The 18,302-nt window shown below is 62.4% G+C and carries 15 protein-coding genes; 2 read left to right on the top strand and 13 right to left on the bottom strand.

All coding sequences use genetic code 11. From position 1 onward, the window contains the following. Positions 1-2: 2 nt before the first annotated feature. The 6 genes from ACFQDI_RS18155 to ACFQDI_RS18130 form a co-directional block, all read right to left on the bottom strand. Entirely contained in the window at positions 3-632 is a 630-nt protein-coding gene (locus tag ACFQDI_RS18155; protein WP_377169417.1) for a hypothetical protein, read from the bottom strand. A gap of 22 nt (positions 633-654) precedes the next feature. Then, positions 655-1,665 (bottom strand): flotillin-like protein FloA, encoded by a 1,011-nt coding sequence (floA, locus tag ACFQDI_RS18150; RefSeq protein WP_377169415.1) that lies wholly within the window; start codon positions 1,663-1,665, stop codon positions 655-657. A gap of 51 nt (positions 1,666-1,716) precedes the next feature. Beyond that, entirely contained in the window at positions 1,717-2,187 is a 471-nt protein-coding gene (locus ACFQDI_RS18145; protein ID WP_377169413.1) for an NfeD family protein, read from the bottom strand. Positions 2,188-2,258: 71 nt separating this feature from the next. Then, positions 2,259-3,686: a transglutaminase-like domain-containing protein gene (locus tag ACFQDI_RS18140; RefSeq protein ID WP_377169411.1), complete on the bottom strand. Its 1,428-nt coding sequence runs from the start codon at positions 3,684-3,686 to the stop codon at positions 2,259-2,261. Positions 3,687-3,802: 116 nt separating this feature from the next. Beyond that, positions 3,803-4,222 carry a hypothetical protein gene (locus tag ACFQDI_RS18135; RefSeq protein ID WP_377169409.1) on the bottom strand — a complete coding sequence of 140 codons (420 nt, stop codon included), beginning with the start codon at positions 4,220-4,222 and terminating at the stop codon, positions 3,803-3,805. A 65-nt stretch (positions 4,223-4,287) separates the two neighbouring features. Next, complete coding sequence (locus tag ACFQDI_RS18130) at positions 4,288-6,117, bottom strand: arylsulfatase (protein WP_377169407.1); 1,830 nt, start codon at positions 6,115-6,117, stop codon at positions 4,288-4,290. 166 nt (positions 6,118-6,283) lie between these two features. On the opposite strand from ACFQDI_RS18130, the gene rpmE reads away from it, so the two are divergent. Together rpmE and prfA are read left to right on the top strand one after the other, a co-directional pair. Then, positions 6,284-6,544: a 50S ribosomal protein L31 gene (rpmE, locus tag ACFQDI_RS18125; RefSeq protein WP_377169405.1), complete on the top strand. Its 261-nt coding sequence runs from the start codon at positions 6,284-6,286 to the stop codon at positions 6,542-6,544. A gap of 99 nt (positions 6,545-6,643) precedes the next feature. Next, positions 6,644-7,723, top strand: a complete 1,080-nt coding sequence (gene prfA / locus ACFQDI_RS18120) for a peptide chain release factor 1 (protein WP_377169403.1) — start codon at positions 6,644-6,646, stop codon at positions 7,721-7,723. A 23-nt stretch (positions 7,724-7,746) separates the two neighbouring features. On the opposite strand, the gene ACFQDI_RS18115 is transcribed toward prfA, so the two are convergent. The 7 genes from ACFQDI_RS18115 to ACFQDI_RS18085 form a co-directional block, all read right to left on the bottom strand. Next, the gene (locus ACFQDI_RS18115) at positions 7,747-8,346 is read right to left on the bottom strand and encodes a hypothetical protein (RefSeq protein WP_377169401.1); all 600 of its coding nucleotides are present in this window, start codon (positions 8,344-8,346) and stop codon (positions 7,747-7,749) included. 25 nt (positions 8,347-8,371) lie between these two features. Further along, the gene (locus ACFQDI_RS18110) at positions 8,372-8,854 is read right to left on the bottom strand and encodes a hypothetical protein (RefSeq protein WP_377169399.1); all 483 of its coding nucleotides are present in this window, start codon (positions 8,852-8,854) and stop codon (positions 8,372-8,374) included. Positions 8,855-8,911: 57 nt separating this feature from the next. Further along, a complete protein-coding gene (locus ACFQDI_RS18105; protein WP_377169397.1) occupies positions 8,912-11,158 on the bottom strand; it encodes a S9 family peptidase in 2,247 nt (748 codons plus the stop codon). An 84-nt stretch (positions 11,159-11,242) separates the two neighbouring features. Beyond that, on the bottom strand, positions 11,243-11,560 hold the full coding sequence (locus ACFQDI_RS18100) for a DUF2149 domain-containing protein (RefSeq protein ID WP_377169395.1): 318 nt from the start codon (positions 11,558-11,560) through the stop codon (positions 11,243-11,245). Beyond that, a complete protein-coding gene (locus ACFQDI_RS18095; RefSeq protein ID WP_377169393.1) occupies positions 11,557-12,156 on the bottom strand; it encodes a MotA/TolQ/ExbB proton channel family protein in 600 nt (199 codons plus the stop codon). Before ACFQDI_RS18095 ends, ACFQDI_RS18100 begins: the two co-directional genes overlap by 4 nt. Continuing rightward, positions 12,153-16,103: a cobaltochelatase subunit CobN gene (locus tag ACFQDI_RS18090; protein ID WP_377169391.1), complete on the bottom strand. Its 3,951-nt coding sequence runs from the start codon at positions 16,101-16,103 to the stop codon at positions 12,153-12,155. The genes ACFQDI_RS18095 and ACFQDI_RS18090 overlap by 4 nt, the downstream gene beginning before the upstream one ends. A gap of 7 nt (positions 16,104-16,110) precedes the next feature. Then, entirely contained in the window at positions 16,111-18,282 is a 2,172-nt protein-coding gene (locus ACFQDI_RS18085) for a TonB-dependent receptor (RefSeq protein WP_377169388.1), read from the bottom strand. Positions 18,283-18,302 lie beyond the last annotated feature (20 nt).

The raw sequence follows: 18,302 nt of genomic DNA, 5'->3' as shown, positions 1-18,302 counted from the left end.
GTTTAATTAGCGAACTCGTCGGAGGTTTGCAAGGCTTTTGGCGGGCCAAGTATCTCCTGCATCAAAATAGCCTGCCGCATCTGCGCGGGATCACGGCGCAAATGGCGCAGCGTGGCCAGGATGGAGCCTGTGGGGGCCTCCGATTTGGCGGGGTGGCTGGCTGGAGCTTCAGCGAGGGCTGCGGGTGACGGCGCTGCGACCACCGGCGGCACGGGCGGCGGAGCCGGAGCACGGGCCGCCTGCACGGAACGTTGCTGCACAGGCTGCTGACGCTGCTGCGGGCGCTGGGCCTGCGCTTTGCGCTGCTGCGGCGGCACAGGCCGGGCGGGAGCCGAGGCCTGCCTGGCTGTCTCCTGCAGTTCTTTCCAGGCTTTGCGCAGTTCATCCCACGGGGATGGCACCACCACAGGTGGCAGGGGGGGCTTGGCGGGGGGCGCAGGCTGCCCGGTCTGCTTGCGCCAGGCGGCTTCGCGGCGGCGCTGCTCCTCGGGGTCCGGAGGGGGCGTGGGTGCCGCTCCCTTCCTCAGTTGCCAGCTTTCCCACAGCCATTTCACAAAGCCCGCCAGCACGGCGATGACAATGATTGCCGCCTGAAACGGATCAAAATCGCTGCTCAGCAGAATGGGGTGCATGGTCACGACGACGCTTGCAGGGTTACTTCGCACCGGGGGAGTCCCCGGCGATCTTGGTGCGCATCTCGGTGTCTGCGAGCACGTTCTTGTATTTGGCAAAGTCCATCACACCAAGCTGGCCGTTGCGGAAAGCTTCGGCGATCGCCAGCGGCACCTGGGCCTCGGCCTCCACCACACGGGCGCGCATTTCCTGGGTGCGGGCAGACATTTCCTGCTCCAGCGCCACGGCGGCGGCGCGGCGCATTTCCGCCATCGCCTGCGCGATCTTCTTGTCGGCCTCGGCCTGCTCTGTCTGGAGCTTGGCACCGACGTTTTCACCCACGTCGATGTCGGCAATGTCGATGGAGAGAATTTCAAACGCCGTGCCGGCATCCACACCTTTGTGGAGCACGAGCTTGGAGATGGCGTCAGGATTTTCCAGCACGTCCTTGTACGAAGACGAGGAGCCGATGCAGGTGACGATGCCCTCACCCACACGGGCGATGACGGTTTCCTCCGTGGCACCGCCGACGAAGCGGTCCAGATTGGTGCGCACGGTCACCCGCGCACGCACGCGCAGGGAGATGCCGTCCTTGGCCACGGCGTCGATTTTCCCACCACGGCCCATGTCCGGGTGCGGGCAGTCGATGACCTTGGGATTGATGCTGGTGCGCACGGCTTCCAGCACCGTCTTGCTGGTGCCTTTGCAGGCCAGGTCGATGGCGCAGGCGCGGTTGAAATCGAGCGGGATGCCCGCCTTGTCAGACGCAATCAATGACAGCACCACGTGCGTCACCTCACCACCGGCGAGGAAGTGCGCCTCCAGCTGATCCGTGCCGATGGGGATGCCGGCCTTCGCGGCGGTGATGCGGGTATCGACGATCAGCGCATTGGGCACACCCCGCAGCCACATGGCCAGCAGGGTGGGGAAACTGACCGGCGCATTGGCGATACGCGCGCGCAGCCAGAGATTGAAAAACTTGGCCACCAGCAGGAAGAGGACAAGCGCGACAATGATGGTGGCGCCGATGATGAAAATTTCGAGAGAAGCCATGAGCGGGTTTGTTGGGGGTTGGGGAAATGAAAGGGCAGGAAAATCAGACCGTCAGAGCGTGCGCACGAGCAGGTTGCCAGGCTCCGTCGCGATCACCTCAATGCGTGCACCGGCCGCGGCGAGGCCCGTCTGGCAGCGCACTTCGTAGCGCTGGCCGGCGATCTCCGCACGCCCCAGCGGGCGCAGCTCGGTGAGGGCCACGCCCTGCGCACCCGGCGCGGCTCCAGCTGCGGCCGGGGTCTCGATGCTCGTGGTCAGCGTGAATGACCGGCGGAAAAACTTCACGGCGAACCACCGCAGCCAGACGGCCAGCACTCCCGTGGCACACACCACGATGCCCAGCACCAGACCCAGCCTCTGGGCAGGGCTCCAGCCTGCGAGCTCCTCAGACTTCAGGGCCAGCCACACCGCTGCAAACAGGGCGATCGTGCCTAGGATGCCCGCCACCCAGCCAGGCAGGAAGGTTTCCAGCATGATGAGCAGGATGCCGAACAGCGTAAGAATGGCGATGCTGGCGAGCATGAGTGCACCAAGCTGGATGCTGCAGGACGGGGCGTCAACACGTGATCACCCTCCACGCCTTCCGGCGGAGCTCAGGGCTGACGCGGCGGCACCATGGACTGACGCCAGTCTTTGGCCCCCACGGGAATGTCTCCCAGGTTGAGAAGCGTTGGCGAAGCCGGGCTGGCAAATGCCATTCGGGAGGGACGGCCACCCTCGCCTGCCGCACTGGTTTCGAGCAGGTTTTGTGTGCCCATTTTGATCGCAGTGCCCGTCGGTGCACGCGCCAGGATGGGGTCTCCCCCCAGCTCGGTCCGGGGCTCGACACGCGTCCAGGCATTGGCAGACCAGTAGTCCCCCTTCCAGTTGCGGTTGGCGCTGGTGGGCACGTAGATGGCAAACCGGTCAAACAGCACCTCCGGCACGTAGCGGCTGCCCACACGGCTGGCCAGCGGCGGGTCGCTCGGGTCAGGGCGGCTTTCCGTGGATTCGAGCAGGTACTCCTTGTCCTCGATCTTCACCACGCACCAGGCGTGGCCTCCCAGGTCTCCGTAGCGCCCCAGCGCCACGCGCACCTGAAAGCCGCGGGACATGAGCCAGTCCGCCAGAAAGATGGAGGAGTCCTCGCAGTCGCCCCGCTGCAGCCGCTGCGTCTCATCTGCAAACTGCCAGCAGTCCGTCTGTTCCGGCTTGGCAAAGCTGCTGCCCGCCTTCGCGCCGGGGTCGTTGGTGTAGCGGCAGTTGGCATGCACGGCGGACCAGATGGTGAAGAGCTGCTGCACACGCGACTGGTTTTTTGCAAACACCGCCGGGGGCGCGTAGCCCGTGAGGAACTCGTTTACGTAGTGAAACTTGCCCGCGCTGTCCGCCGCGATCACCGCATACTTGCGGTGGCACTTCGGGCACTCCAGCGCCATGCTGCGCTGCGCCTTGGAGAGCTTCATGAAGTGCGGCTGCTTGCAGTGCACGCAGGTGCTGAAAAAGGGCTCGTCTCCAGATTCTGAGAGCGCTTCAGGCGTGAAATCCCGCAGCCTCTGGCCCAGCACCAGCAGGGCCTCATGCATGAGCCCGCTGGCTCTTGGCCGCAGGCCGATGGCCATATGCGTCATTTCCGGCTGCGCGCTGTGGGCATGCTCATGAAAGCGCTGCAGCAGCTCGCGCAGGCTCGGGCTGCTGGCCACACACACCGAGACCCGGTAGTAGCGCGGCATGCCGTCCTGCACCAACTCGGTGACTTTGTCGAGGTTGGTCGTGTCGATCTTGGGAAACTCCCGGTCCAGCCAGGCCTCCATTTCAGGGTCCACCCGCAGCGTGGGGGTCTTTTCCGCCATGCGCGAGTAATTGAACTGGTCCACCAGATCAACGCGGAACTTAGCTGCGCTGTACTGCGCGCCGGGGCTCGTCATCAGCTCCCCGACCCTCATCTCCCAACCTCTCAGCCAGCCTTCCTTCATCGCAACGATCCCCCCCGCCAGCAAGGCAGCAGAGGTGATGGACCAGAAGATAAGGCGACGGCTCATGCGGACAGTAAATTATAGTTTTTATAACACTGCGCGCAACGAAAACCACCCGCTATGACAAAGTAATTACGTTTAAATCCTCCCCATGGGGCGAGTGCCCCCACTCAGCCCGGCAGCTACTTTTTCACCTGAAACGGAATCTTCGGTGTGTAGGGCCACAGCTTCGGGGCATTGACTCCCACAGCCTCAAACAGCGTGCTGGGTTTCTGAGCCACCACGTCGGTCAGATCGCCAAACCAGGCGGCCTGCGGGTTGCCGGGGAGGCTGGAGACAAAAATACCCCCACGCTCGGCACGGCCAAGCAGCACGCCCTTGGTGCGAATGCGCTCCGGCGCCAGGTAGTAGGTGCCCTTGTCAGAAACGACCAGCGCTGTGTACAAACCGGCGGGAAACTCCACCTTCCCCTGGCCGCATTCGCGGAGTTCACCCGGACCGACCACGATCCCCGAAGTGCCAGTGGACACGGGGGCCACGGAACCACAGGAGGCAAGCAGCAGCGAAGCGAGGGCAAGGAAAAGAGCGCGGGACAGTTTCATACAGGTTGGGTTGGCAGATCTTCGTGATCAGAGACCCCTTACGGTATCAGGATTCATGCCATGAATCACTTTGTCTTCAGGGTCAGCGTCACACGCCGCACCTCCATGACCGTCTGGCCGGGGATCTCCAAGGCACGCAGCGTGAGAAGTCCGCGCTTGGCGGAAAGATTGATCGTGCCCAGCGGCAGGCTGTGAAAGTCGCGCATGTAGCTCTCCCCTTTGCGCGGCGCGCGGTCCTGATCATCCTCCAGCGGCGGGTACCAGCCGGGGCCGACTTTGCCCGTCGCCAGCGCCCCCTCAAAGCTCAGCTCCACCAGCGCCCCCGCATCCGCCTCCGGGCAGGCGTAGTCGATGTTCACCTCATACTCCCCGGCGGTGTGCACCTCGATATCCCACGTCATGCTGTCCTCCTTCGTCCTCCAGTTCACAAAGTAGGAGCAGTTGGGCGCGTTGGAGCTGCGTTTCACCTCACCATGCGGGACGCCATCGCGCGCAGGCAGCATGGTGATGGGGAACTCCGTGTAGCCCACCGGGTAGGGCCGATCATCCTCAAAGGGCTCCGCGCCGGGGTTTTTTCCTTTCGGCTTCGCCTTCCCCTGCCCTTTGCCTTTGCCACCACCGGCTGCGGGCACGTAGGGCTTTCCAAACACCTCCTGGTGCCAGGCCGTCGCCTTGGCAGCGAGCTCGGCGGCGATCTGCGGCTGCTCCGCTGTCACGTCCTTGGTCTGGTTCGGATCCGCCACCATGTCGTAGAGCACGCCGCTCGCATCCAGCCGATGAGTCTCCGACCGCACGCTGAGCCTGCCGCCGTTGTAGTTCATGAGCTCACGCGGCCCGCGCTTCCACTCGCCGCCGAGCAGCAGAGTGGAAAAATCCCAGCCGTCCAGCGGCTTGGTGCTCACCGGTTTCACCCCGGCCAGCGCCGTCAGCGTCGGCAGCAGATCGATCGCCCCCGAGATCCGCGTGACCCTGCTGCCCTCCTTGATTTTCCCCGGCCAGCGCATGAACAGCGCCGAGCGCACCCCGCCCTCATCCGTGGTGCCCTTTTTCCCCTTCATGCCGCCGTTCCAGCGGAAGCTGTTGGGGCCGTTGTCACTGAAATAGACCACGATGGTGTTTTCGCTCAGCTTCAGGTCATCGAGCTTCTTGAGCACACGGCCCACGTTCACGTCGATGTTGTCCATCATCGCCAGCACGGTGCGGCTCACGGCCAGGTCTTCCTTTTCCCCCTCCTCGCCGCGCATCGTCACCGGGGAGTCTTTGAACTTGTCCCAGTGCTCGTCAGGCACGCTGAAAGGCGAGTGCGGCGTCGTCAGCGGGATGTAGCAAAAGAAGGGCTTCTCGCGGTTCGCCTCGATGAACTCCATCGCCTTTCCCACCAGCACGTCCACGATGAACCCCTTGGCGCGGAACATCCTGCCGTTGTGCTCCAGCGGCGGGTCAAAGTACTCGCCCCAGTGGCCCGCCGTGTAGCCCACGTATTCCTGAAAGCCGCGCGCATTGGGGTGGTAGGGCCACTGGCTGCCATTGTGCCACTTCCCAAACGCCCCCGTCGAATAGCCCGCAGCCAGAAAGGCGTCCGCGATGGTCTTCTCATCCGTGTTCAGCCGCTCCAGCCCGGTGGACACGCCCTTCACCCCGCCACGCGAATGGTAGCGCCCCGTGAGAAACTCCCCCCGCGTGGGCGCGCACAGCGCACAGACAAAAAACCGGTCAAACTGCGCCCCCGACTGCGCCAGCTTGTCGATGTTCGGTGTTTTCAGGTTTGTATTCCCATGGATCGAGTAATCCCCCCAGCCCGAATCATCCGCCAGCATCACCACCACATTGGGCGCCGCCGCGTGGAGGTGGGTGCAGACAAGGAGGGAGACCAGAAGGCAGAATCGGTGGAGCATGGTTGGGCGCGGAAACGGAGCCGGAGAGGTAATGCTATCAACTCCTTGCCGTTCCTGGCATTACTCCTCTCTTGACCAAACCCCGAAATCCACTACCATGCCCGTCCCCACGCCCCGGCGAAAGCTGCGTACCGCGCCTCGCCGAACCACGTGGAGCCCCACCACCATGAAAGAAAACATCCATCCCAAGACCACCGAGACGACCATCACCTGCACCTGCGGTGCCGTGTACAACACGATCTCGACCGTGCCGAACCTCCGTATCGGCATCTGCTCCGCCTGCCATCCTTACTTCACCGGTGAGCAGCGCTTCATCGACACCGCCGGCCGCGTGGACAAGTTCGCCCAGCGCTACGGCTCCATCCGCGCCCGCCGCACCGCTCCGAAGCTCGCAGCCGCCGAAGCAGCCCCTGCTGCCGAAGCCTAGCTCTCAGCCCCCGCTATTTAGTCAAACGGTGTCCATGCCTCGCGCTGGGCACCGTTTTCTTTTTGTCTCCGCTCTCCGCTTCCCCTTCCCCCCGCCACCATGGACTACTCAGGCGTCATCGCCGGTAAACGCACCCGCTTCGCCGACCTCGAAGACATCATCGGCCGCCCGAACTTCTACGACGATGCCAAGAAGGCCGGGGAACTGCTGCGCGAGCACCGCAGCCTGCAGAACCTCCTCACCCACTGGGCGGATTTTGAAAAAACGCAGGTCGAGCTGGCCGACAGCCGCGTGATGGCCAAATCCCAGGAGGACAAGGAATTCGCCGAGATGGCCGCTGCGGAAATCCCCGTGCTGGAGCAGCGCCTCGTCGATCTGGAAAAGTCCATCCAGGAATCCATCCTGCCTCCTGATCCGCTGGAAGGCCGCGACATCATCCTCGAAATCCGTGCAGGCACCGGCGGCGATGAAGCATCCCTCTTTGCCGCCGATCTGCTGCGCATGTACACGCGCTTTGCGGAAGGCCGTGGCTGGAAGATCGAGCCTCTGGACAGCAGCCCCTCCGAAGTGGGCGGCCTGAAGGAAGTCATCGTCAAAATCAGCGGCGAGGACGTGTACCGCGTGATGAAATACGAAAGCGGTGTGCACCGCGTGCAGCGCGTGCCCGCCACGGAGGCGCAGGGCCGCATCCACACCTCCGCCGCCACCGTGGCCGTGCTGCCCGAGGCCGAGGAAGTGGACTTTGAGCTCAAGCCTGATGAAGTCCGCATCGAAGTCTGCCGCTCATCCGGCGCAGGCGGCCAGGGCGTGAACACCACCGACTCCGCCGTGCAGGTGCTGCACATCCCCACCGGCACCATCGTCCGCTGCCAGGACGGACGCAGCCAGATCAAAAACAAGGAAAAGGCCCTCAGCATCCTGCGCTCGCGCCTGCTGGAAAAGAAGCAGCAGGAAGAGGCCGCCAAGTACTCCGCCAACCGCAAAAGCCTCATCGGCAGCGGCGGGCGCGAAGAAAAAATCCGCACCTACAACTACCCGCAGAACCGCGTGACCGATCACCGCATCGAGCTCACGCTCTACAATCTCGACCAGTTCATGGAGGGCCGCATCGAAGGCATCCTCCAGGCCCTGCTGGCCAGCGATCTGAAGGAGCGTCTGGCCGAGGCCGGGCTGGCGTGATGGGACAGGCGCTCAAACCCTGATCAGGAAACCCAGCTCTCGAAGGCTTCTTCGATGAGCTTGGGGCCGTCCTCGGTGAAGGCCCACAGGTGAAGACCGCCCCGGGCAAACAGCGGCCCCAGGGTGGAGCAGTCATAGTGCACGCCGATGGGGGTGTCCGCGTCCAGGTTAAACCGCTCGCGCAGCGCCGTGAAATCCACGCCTTGCTCACCTTCCTCCAAGAAGCGCGACTGCAGCACGCAGTGGCACACATACCCAGGGTCGGGGTTGATCGCCATGCAGAAGTCAAAATCCGTCTTCCGGACATAGACCAACCTTCCGCTGGTGTCCCGGATGATCTCCCGGGCGGCCACCAGGCCAGGCTCGTCCATGACAAAAACAATGATGGGTTCCTTGTCCTCCGGCCTTTCTTCAGGAGGACGCATGTGCGCAAGAACATTCCGCTCCATAATGAGCTGAGGCCCCCAGTTTTCGAGCCAGCTCAAAAGATGCCCGCCGAGAATGCGGCACTGCATCTCCTGCAACGGCGTGAGGCTCTTCCGTGCGGGGATCGGCTCTTTCTCGAAACACTCCTTCACGAGGTTCCGCAATTCGTTCGCCCAAATTTCTTTGTAGGTGCTCATGAGTGATCTCCGTCCTTGCCTGCTTTCAGCGGTGGTAGTGCGGCACAGCTGGCAGCGTGCGGGCATAATTAAACACTCCGGTTCCTGCAGCCGGGCGGAAGACAAAGCCGTCCACCGCGTGCTTGCGCGAAAACCATGCCGCCTTGGGGTGAAACGGCGCCACGGGCAGGCCGATGTATTTGCCATGCTCAGTCTCCGCAGTCGCACACTGCACCACCACCAGATTTCCCCGGTGCGTATAGACCTTGAGCGGTTGCAGCTTCTGAATGCCCGGGTCCCAGTAGGCCGCAGGCACCTCGCGCCGAAAGGTCTCGCGGTGTTTCAGCAAGGCTTCATCATACGAGGCCAGCGTGCGCCACGCATCCCTCTGCAGGCCCTTGTGAAAGGTAGAGCCCGGATCTGCATGCTGCTCCTGCATGCAACTGCTTAAAAAGACCAGCAGCGCCACCATGAAGCCCGCACTCATCCGAGTCAGCAGAGTGCTGCGTGAAGGGATCTCATTCATCATTCACATTCAGCATTGCCCCCTGAACATTCAACCTTCTTCTGAAATGCGACCGCGAGCTCATTTCACAGGCAGATGCTGATGCAGGTAGTTCGTCATCAGTTCATACAGATGACGCTGGGTGCCTTTGCCGCTGTTGATGGCGTGATCACGGTTCGGATAAGGCATGACGGTGAAGTGTTTGTTTTTCGCCACGAGTTCATTGATCAGCTTCTCCGTGCCCTGGTAGTGCACATTGTCATCACCCGTGCCGTGCACGATGAGCAGATTCCCCTTCAAAGCTGCGGCATGAGTGATGGGAGAGCCGAGCCGATAGCCTTCTGCATTTCCTTTGGGCAGCCCCATGTAGCGCTCCTCATAAATGGTGTCATAGAGGCTGCGGTCGGGCACCGGTGCCACGGCCATGGCCGTTTGATAAAGATCGGGGTAGCGAAAGATGGCGTCCAGGCTGCTGCTGCCTCCGCCACTCCAGCCCCAGATGCCCACACGCTGCGGATCGAGGAAGGTGAAGCGCTGCAGCAAAGCCTGCGTGGCCGCCGCCTGCTCCTGGGAATTGATGACACCGAGCTTGAGATAGATGCCCTTGCGCCAGTCACGTCCGTGCGGGCCGGGCGTGCCGCGTGTGTCCACACTGGCCACCACATAGCCCTGCTGCGCCAGCATCCAGTGCCAGAGCCCGCGCTGCCCACTCCAGACATCCTTCACCGTCTGCCCGGCGGGCTCGCCATAAACATGCATCAGCAGCGGATGCGTTCGCGAATTGTCCAGATCCTGCGCGGTGATGCAAAAGGCATCGCATGAGATACCGCCGCCGATGTCCACGCGCATAAAATCGACCTTCGGCAGCTTGAGCGCCGCGAGCTTTTCACGCAGCCGCTTCTGCGATCTGAGCACGCTCTTCGTTTTGTGGTCGGGAAGCGAGACCAGCTGAATCACAGGCGGCGTGGTCGCCGTCGAATATGTGTGCACGGCCCACTGTGTATCCTCGCTCAGGCTGTAGGTGTGTGTCCCCGGCTGGTCCGCAGGCGAGAGCCGCTGCGGCTCGCCATCTTTGAGACCGATGCGATAGAGATACCGCTGCGTGGCGTTCGTGGGAGAGGCGTCATAGTACAGCCAGCCGCCTTTGGCATCGACCTGCCTGACATCCATGACATCAAACTCCCCCTGTGTGATGGGTGTCACCTCACCCGCCAGGGTGGCGCGGTAGGCATGGCGCCAGCCGCTGCGCTCGCTGAGCCAGAGGAAGTCATCCCCGATCCAGCGGACGGGGTTCATGTTGTCCACCCAGGCTTTGTCCGTCTCCGTAAGCACCACCTGCGTGGCCCCCGTGGCAGGATCTGCACGCATGACATGCAGCGTGTTTTGCAGGCGGTTGAACTGCTGCAGCAGCACCGCCTTGCCATCCGGCGTCCACTCGGCATGCGGCAGGTAATGCTCACGCGGATCTCCGGGCACGGCCAGCCAGGTGATGCCACCGCCTGCGGCAGAGACCACCCCGAGGCGCGTGGCTGAGTTCTTTTCGCCTGCCTTGGGATACGGAAATGTGGTGATGCGCGGATAGCGGCCATCGGCCTGGTTCACCAGCGTGAAGAGCTTCACATCGCGGGTATCAAACTGCCAGAACAGCAGGCGCGCGCCATCCGGGCTCCAGCGAAAGCAGTCGCGCAGCTCCAGCTCTTCTTCGTTCACCCAGTCGGAAGCGCCGTTGATCAGTGTGGCGGAGCCATCCGCCGTCACAGCGGTGATCTTCATGTCCGCCAGGCTTTGCACGTACAGGTTGTTCTTCTGCACGTAGGCCACGCGGCTGCCGTCGGGTGAAAACTTGGCAAACATCAGCGTCGCGGGCGCGGCATCTCCGCCGACCTTGCGCAAAGCTCCGGTGGCCACGTTCAGCACCCAGTAGTCGCCCCGTGTGTTCTTGCGCCACACCTTGCGCGTGTTGGCAAACAGCAGCACCTGCGACTCGTCCTCAGAGAACTCAAAGCTGTCCACGCTCAGCGGCTTCTTTTCGCCAGGAGCCGTCAGCGTTTTCGCCGAGGCGATGACCGTCTGCAGGCCCGTGGCCACCTCATGGCGCACGAGATCTTTGCCGGGAATGTCTTTGCCCTCCTTGTCCTTGCCCAGCGGTTCGAGGGAAAAGTAACACGCCCCCTTCTTGCTCCAGTGCAGCGCTTCCATTTTCTCCTCCTTGTACTCTTCGTCGGTGAAGATGGAGGCCAGCGTCAACTGCGCGGGATCACCTGCAGCATGCGTGAATGTTGCCCCTTGGAGGGCGGCCAGCAGAAAACAAAGCAGGCGGAATTTCATAAAGCCGCCATTTAGCGACATTGCATGCCGCGCTTCAATCCTTGAGTTGCGCCCGTGCAGCGGAAGCAGGAGCTCCCCGCCGCTTCACTTCTGCTTGTCCTTCACGTAGATGATCTCGCCGGACTTCAGCCTGTAAGCCGTGCCCAGCCGCTCCCCTTCACCGCTCTTGCTGGCCTTGCTTTCCTGAAAGCGGTCGATCTTGGTGCGTGCGGCATCAATGCTCTCCGCCGTGGGCGACTTGTCCGCCTGAGCCTCTGACGCGGCGGTGGGCTTGGGCAGGTTGAAGTAACTCACCACGGCCAGCAGCAGAGCGGCGGCAAAGGCGATCCACACATCAAAGAGATTGATGAGACCGGTGGCGGGGTCATCCCCTTCGGAGTCGTCCCACAGGCGCTTCTTCATGGCAGGGCTGGTTTGCTGGCATTGGCGAAGAGGTGCTCCAGCGTGCTCAGATCCCGCTGATACCAGTTCTTGCGCACGAGATTCATCGTGTAGGAGCAGCAGCCCAGCAGCACGCCTACCACAGTGGCGGTGAAGGCGACCACGAGATTGCTAGAAAGCGTGGCCAGATCTCCGGAGGCCAGCCCCGTCAGCGCAGGCCCCAGCGGGATGAGCGTGCCCATGAGCCCGAGCATCGGCGCGATGCGAGTCATCCAGGTGAGGCGTGACAAGGAAGACGCAACCTCAATCTCAAGATCCACCAGACAGTGCGCCAGATCCCCCGCCCCGCCCCATTGTGAAAGGAGCTGATGCAGCCGCGCGGGCAGGCCCGTGGTGGCGGTGCTGAGAATGCTCAGCATCCGCACCTGGTCCGCGCCCTCCACGTGCGCGCGACGCAAGGCGGTGATGACGGCTCCAACCTGCCGACGCCCCAGCCACTCGCGCAGCAGACCGCCCAGCAGCATGGCGCTCCAGGCCACGAGGATGATGATGGCCGCCAGCGTGGGCAGCAGCACGGCCTCGGAGATCAGGGAAAGGAGTTGTTCGAGCAGCTTCATGAAGTGGAACCGGACTTCCTGAAGAAGCCGAAGAGCATCAAAAGCACAGCTGCGGCTCCGATCAACCAGGCGAATGAATTCCACGTCGGTTCCAGCACCGGCCCCGCAGGCTGCGGCTTGCTTTCAGCGGGCGGCGTCTGCGGCTGCGCCTGCTCTTTCGCCTCGCCGATTTGCGGTCCGCTCACTTTCTCCACCTTCGCATCCGGTGCGGCGGCGCTCTCTTGCAGCTTGGCCTTCATGGCCTGCGCCAGCGCGGCAGATTCCTGGTCTCCCGGCGCATTGAGCTTGGCGCTGACAAAATCCGCCATGCGTGTGTTCCCGCCGCTGACGAGGCCGCCGGAGTCGCCATGCACCTTCACCGAAGTGGCATAAAGCTTCGTCAAAATCTGCAACTGCTCCGGCGTGGCCTTCCACAGGTCTTTGCGCGCAGCCTCGATCAGCGTGGCGCTGATCTCCTGCATGGCGTGCGGAGACACGCGCTCAAACCATTCGGGCAAATTGAGCTTGTGCTTGTCCTTCACGAGCACGTCATAAACCTCATCCCACGTCTCCTGCGTGACGCTCTCACGCCGCGTGACGGACCAGCCAAAGGTGTTCTTGACCAGTTCGGCGATGTGCCCTGCCCCGGCGTAGTCGTGGGATTTCATTCCTTCCAGCCAGCGGCGGTTCAGCAGCTCAGATTTCAGATTGGCCGCCAGCACTTCCTCAAAGTCGCGCACCCGCGCACCGCTGGGATCGCGCACATCGGAGATGACTGCGGCGGGAGATTTGCCAGTGACCTTCTTCACCGCCATGCTCAGACCGCCGAGATACTCGTACGCGTGATGATTCGAGAGCTGGCTGGTCATGTTCGAAGCCCACACGCGCAGCACGGTGTCGGTGTTTTGCAGCGCCTCTTCATAGAGGCCGTCCACCTTCTCGCCCCACGTGTCCTGGGTGTACACAAAGCTCATGTTGTCCGTGTACACATCGGTGATCTCATCGTCCTTGTCCCACACGCCCGAGCGCGGCACGAGGTAGAGGATGTGCGTGCCGCTCATGTTTCCCGGCTTGGTGCCAAAGATGCGCGCCGCAGCATACTGCTCTGCACGCGCGGCGGAGTAGCCGCGCGTGAGCAGGCGCTCCTTGGTGGCCGCCACCGCCTCGCGCACCGGATTCACACTCTCAGCAGCCGATGCAGCCAGACGCACGGCCTTGTCCAGCAGCGCCACACGCGTGGGAAAGTTTTCTTTATACTGCCCGCCCATGGCGACGAAGACCTCCACACGCGGCCTCCCCAGTTCCTCCGCAGGGATCAGCTCCACATCGATGACGAGATTGTTCTGGTTCCAAATCGGGCGCACGCCGAGCAGCGCGAGCACCTGCCCCTCCATCACGCCAAAGTCGCGCATCGTTTCCATGCCGTTCAGATCCATCGCAATCTTCTTCGGCTTGCGTGTGCGCAGCAGTTCATCCACCAGCTTGCGCGCGGTCTCCCACGCGGGGCGCGTCGGGATTTCCTCAGGGTTGAGCGAGTACAAATTACGTCCGCCCGGTGCCGTCGCCGGATTACGAATGGGGTCCGGCCCCGGTCCCGGCTCGATGTAATGTCCACCCAGCGCCGTGAGCAAACCGGCGTGCTCCTTGCCGGCGTCCAGCAGGCGTGCGCGCACATCCCGTGCAAAGGCCACATCCTTCTCCAGGTCCGTCGTCATCCGCACATCGGCGGGCGGTGCGCCATCCAGCACGGCGCGCAGAAATGCCTCGGCTGCAGCGCGATCCTGCTGTTTGTGCTCCAAAGCCGCACGATGAATCCCGCGCGTGGAGGCCAGATGATCCAGCAGCGGCTCGCCAAGAATCTGCGCCAGATACGGCACCATCTCGGCCTCATGCGGCCCCTCACCCAGCACATGCAGGCGCAGCGGCGTGCGTGACTCCAGCAGATTGTGCAGATGCTCGTCCAGCCGCGTGACGGCGGCGTCATCCAGCACCTCGGCACCAGCGCCATGCAGCTTGGCGTCGCGTGCCTGCTGGCTCACACGCTTGCGGTACTCCTCCTTGAGCAGTCCATCTTCCAGCGTGCTGAATTTGTGAATGTCCTCGTGCAGGTTTTTGAAATCGCCATCCAGCCCGGCGGCGAGGGTAGGCGGCGGCAGGTGGTCCACCAGCGCAGCGTAGGAGCGGCGGCGCGAAAGCGTGGCCTCGCCCAGGTTGTCCGTGATCCACAGGTTCACCACCGGCATGTGACCCACGCAGATGTCGCTCCAGCAGTCTTTGGAAAGCCCCGCCTCCTTGCCCGGCAGCAGCTCCAGAGTGCCGTGCGTGCCCCAGTGTACAATGGCGTCCGCATGATACTGCTCCTCCAGCCACCAGTAGAAGGCCAGATAGTTGTGCGGGGGCGGCACATCGCGGTTGTGCAGCAGGTTTTCATCCTGCTTCTCGCCGCGCTCCGGCTGCGGCATGAGGATGAGATTTCCCATCTCCAGCTTCGGCAAAACAATGTGCGGCTCACCGTTGCGCTTCACCACCATGATGCGTCCGGGTGGCGGTCCAAATTTCTCCACCACCGTCTTCCGCGCCGCTTCGCTCAGCTTCGTGTTGAACCACTCCTCATACTGATGCAGCGGCACCAGCACCGGCTGCGATTCATCCACCAGCTTCTCCAGATCTCCCTGCACCCACGGCCCAATGTTCCGCCCACCGCGCTTCATCGCCTCGATCAGCGCTGGGGTGTTTGCCGGAGTGTCTTTCAGCGTGAACCCGGCCTCCTTCATTTTCGGCAGGAAGCGCATGAAACTCTCCGGTGCGTCAAGGAATCCGCCCGTGGGGCTGCCGCGCATCAGGTCATCCTGGCCCAGCCCTTTGTTGTAATAGATGAGTGCGATTTTCTTCTCCGCATTGCTCTTGCGCTTCAGCGAAGCCCAGCGCGCAGCACGCGCAGCGAAGGCCTCGATGCGGTCCGGGATCGGCTCATGCAGGCGGAAGCCCTGGATGTTTTCCTTCAATCCACCCACCACCACCGGCTCCAACGTGCCCCAGGACTCCTGCAGCGCCATGAACATGCCTACATCCCGGTGCGAGAGGCCGCGCGGATCCTTCAGCCATTCTTCATTCGTGGTGGCCAGCATGGAGATGGGCCGCAGGTAAGGTGCATCCAGTTCCTTCAGCAGCGCCGTGCTCTGCCACATCGCACCGTGGCGATCCTCAATGAGAATCGTCGGTGCCGCCGCACGCGTCAGCTTGGTCACGTTCTCTTCGCGATCGCCAAACACCGGCACCACATTCAGCCCCCGCTTTTCCAGCGCGGCGATCTGCGCATCGATCACCCGTAGATCATGCGTGATCCAGAATGACTGCTGCAGGATGAGCACCGCCACCGAAGCTCCCTCCACCCAACGCTGCTTGCCGCGTTTGAAGGCGATGAACTCGTTGATGTCTGAAAAGGACTCCTCCCGCGCCGGATCATAGTAACCCGAGTCCGGGATGAGCACCGGAGGCTCGATCTCCCCCGGCTGGCCGCAGTGCTTTACCATGCAGTAGCGGATCAGCCGCCGCACATTCACCGTGCCATTCGGCCGCCAGTAGGTCGGCACCGCTTCGTCCTTGAGAAGCAGCCCCGCTTTTTCGATGTCCATCTGGCTTCCGCGCGCATCCAGCGGGATCACCCGCTGCTCCGGATTCAGCGCCCGTGCCTCCTTCAGCCGCTGCGTGAGCGCAGGCGCCTGCTCCGCCTCCAGGTTCAGCACAAACACCAGCCGAAACTGTGCAGCCAGCTCCGCCTTCTGCGTCTCATTGAAGGCCTTCCCTTTGAAAAACTCCACCTGCACGCCGCTCTCACGGCAGGCTGCCTCCACCTGCGGCATCGAGCGATCCCACACGCCGATGAAGGCCCATTTCAGCGCCTCCGCAGCGCTCAGATTCCCTGCCAGCAGCAGGCAAAAACTCAGCCAGCAGAAGATGCCACGCATGGTTCTCTTAGAAGGTGAAGCGTCCGCCGACCACGACATTGAAGCCCGCCGCCTGAATCTGCTGCTGGGAGTATGCCTGGCGGTATTTGGTGTTGAAAACATTGTTCAGGTTGAGTGTGAGAGAGAACGAACGCGGCCCCTCTTCCCAGACCTTCCACCCGGTGCGGATGTTCGTCACGAAGAAACCCGGGATTTGGAAGTTCTGGTTGATCGGAGGGTTCGTCGCGCTGGGAGAGCCGTAGGCCGGATCGGTGGAGAAACCGGCGTCGATTTCATCGCTCGGATTGTGCCGGATCAGCGGCCCGGCCCAGAGTTCGGAAAGCTCCACCCAGCAGCGCTTTTCATCGCTTTCAAAGCGCACGCCAAAGTTGCCGTACAGCGGCGGAATGAAACGCAGCGGCACATTCTGAGACTGGTTCTGGCCGTAAGTCCACGTCGTGTTGTTGAAGATCGTGAAATGGCGGTCGATGTCATAGCTCAGCGAGAACTCCACGCCCGTGATGTACCCCTGCGCCGAATTCGAATTCCGCGTCGCATTGTAAGTTGTTCCACCGATCACCACCGTGCCCGAAGTGGTGGAGGTGATCAGGTCGGACAGCTTGGTGAGATAGCCCGTGAGCGAGCCATTGAGCTTTCCCGTATGCACCCGCGCACCGATTTCATACGTGATGCTCTTCTCCGGATTGATCATCGTGCTGGGCAATGAAGCGGTCTTGCTCGAAAACACCGGCGTGCCTGCACTCAGCAAATCGCTGTAAGTGGGGGAGCGGAATCCCGTGGCCACATTGGCCACCAGATCAAAGGACTTGGTCGCCTGATACACCGCACCCACGTTCCACGTCACCGCATTCCAGTATTTGTTCGCCGCCAGATCGCTGACCGTGTAGCCCGCCCCAGGAATGACGTCCAAAGGTTCCGGGTTCGAATGCAGATGCGTGTTCTCATAGCGCGCGCCCACATTCATCAGCAGCTTTTCCACGGGCTTGAAGTCCAGCGTGACAAAGGTGTCAAAGACCTCATAGGTGCCGTCCGGCGTGATGCCTGCCGGCTGGGAGACGGTGGTGACGCCCGTGGCCAGCACGGTGGAGTTCAGCATCTGCGAAGAGTTCAGATTCTCATGCCGGTAGTCCATGCCAAAGACCAGCCGGGTGCTTTTGCTCGGGCCAAAGTGCGCTGCGTTTTGAATGCCCACACCCCAGACGTCCTGGTTTGTGTCGGTGATGGTGTTGTTCAACTTCAGCGGCGCCGAAGTCGTGTCCTGGCGGCGCTCACGCACCTGGTCGTAGTACTGATAGTAGCCGTACACCTTGAGCTCGTCGCTCAGGAATCCCAGGTCCGAGGCGGTGTAGTCCAGCTTCACGATGCCGCGGCGCTCCAGCGGGCTGTAGATGCGTGGCAAACCACTGCTGGCATTCAGCTTTGACTGCACATAGCTGTTCACATTCGTGCGCTCATTGCCCACCCATGAAAGGCGGAAGACATGCCCCTTCACCGGCTGAAACGCCAGATTGGCATACCCGCCGCTGGTGTGAAAGCTGGTGGGAGCCATCGCCCCGCTGGGGGTGTGATAGTTGCCCGCATCCTGCACCGACCACCCGGCGGCAAACGCCCAGGTTTCATTGCTCGCATGCGTGTTCACCGCACTGGTAAACTCCGTGTTGTTGCTGCCGTAGCGCGAGTACACATCTCCGCCCACGTTCAGGCTTTCGGAAAACTCCCCACGCTTGGAAAACACATTGATCACCCCCCCGATGGCATCGCTGCCATACTGCACGGAGCCCGCACCGCGCACCACCTCCATGCGCCCGACGGCATCGATGGGGAACTGGTTGAAAAACGGATTCGGCCCGGAAAAGATCCCGCCGTTGTTGATGCGGATGCCATCCCAGAGATACACCAGCTTGTTGCCCATCTGGCCGCGGATCACCGGCGAGCCCTGCGCCGCCACCTGGTTCACCCACACTCCCGGCTGCTCCTGCAGCATCTCAGAGGGGCTCGTCGCCTGGTAGCGCTCGATGCGCTTCTGCTCCACCACATTGGTGGACTGCGGCACCTTCTTCTGATCCTGCGCCGTGCGGGACGCCGTGATCACCATCGTGGGCAGATCCTCCCCTTCCTCTTTCTTCGGCTTTTCAGCCGCCTGCAAATGCGCGGCAAGGAGCGCGCTCAGCGAAAACATCAATCTGGGAAAACGAAAAT

The organism is Prosthecobacter fluviatilis (genome assembly GCF_042655725.1).
GTDB lineage: Bacteria > Verrucomicrobiota > Verrucomicrobiia > Verrucomicrobiales > Verrucomicrobiaceae > Prosthecobacter > Prosthecobacter fluviatilis.
The sequence above is the reverse complement of the archived record's forward strand: the minus strand, read 5'-3'. Positions and strand labels throughout refer to the sequence as shown.

Bases quoted from the DNA above. Each gene is read 5' to 3' on its own strand.
- ACFQDI_RS18155 (WP_377169417.1), bottom strand. From the start codon at position 632: ATGCACCCCATTCTGCTGAGCAGCGATTTTGATCCGTTTCAGGCGGCA.
- floA (WP_377169415.1), bottom strand. From the start codon at position 1,665: ATGGCTTCTCTCGAAATTTTCATCATCGGCGCCACCATCATTGTCGCG.
- ACFQDI_RS18145 (WP_377169413.1), bottom strand. From the start codon at position 2,187: ATGCTCGCCAGCATCGCCATTCTTACGCTGTTCGGCATCCTGCTCATC.
- ACFQDI_RS18140 (WP_377169411.1), bottom strand. From the start codon at position 3,686: ATGAGCCGTCGCCTTATCTTCTGGTCCATCACCTCTGCTGCCTTGCTG.
- ACFQDI_RS18135 (WP_377169409.1), bottom strand. From the start codon at position 4,222: ATGAAACTGTCCCGCGCTCTTTTCCTTGCCCTCGCTTCGCTGCTGCTT.
- ACFQDI_RS18130 (WP_377169407.1), bottom strand. From the start codon at position 6,117: ATGCTCCACCGATTCTGCCTTCTGGTCTCCCTCCTTGTCTGCACCCAC.
- rpmE (WP_377169405.1), top strand. From the start codon at position 6,284: ATGAAAGAAAACATCCATCCCAAGACCACCGAGACGACCATCACCTGC.
- prfA (WP_377169403.1), top strand. From the start codon at position 6,644: ATGGACTACTCAGGCGTCATCGCCGGTAAACGCACCCGCTTCGCCGAC.
- ACFQDI_RS18115 (WP_377169401.1), bottom strand. From the start codon at position 8,346: ATGAGCACCTACAAAGAAATTTGGGCGAACGAATTGCGGAACCTCGTG.
- ACFQDI_RS18110 (WP_377169399.1), bottom strand. From the start codon at position 8,854: ATGATGAATGAGATCCCTTCACGCAGCACTCTGCTGACTCGGATGAGT.
- ACFQDI_RS18105 (WP_377169397.1), bottom strand. From the start codon at position 11,158: ATGAAATTCCGCCTGCTTTGTTTTCTGCTGGCCGCCCTCCAAGGGGCA.
- ACFQDI_RS18100 (WP_377169395.1), bottom strand. From the start codon at position 11,560: ATGAAGAAGCGCCTGTGGGACGACTCCGAAGGGGATGACCCCGCCACC.
- ACFQDI_RS18095 (WP_377169393.1), bottom strand. From the start codon at position 12,156: ATGAAGCTGCTCGAACAACTCCTTTCCCTGATCTCCGAGGCCGTGCTG.
- ACFQDI_RS18090 (WP_377169391.1), bottom strand. From the start codon at position 16,103: ATGCGTGGCATCTTCTGCTGGCTGAGTTTTTGCCTGCTGCTGGCAGGG.
- ACFQDI_RS18085 (WP_377169388.1), bottom strand. From the start codon at position 18,282: ATGTTTTCGCTGAGCGCGCTCCTTGCCGCGCATTTGCAGGCGGCTGAA.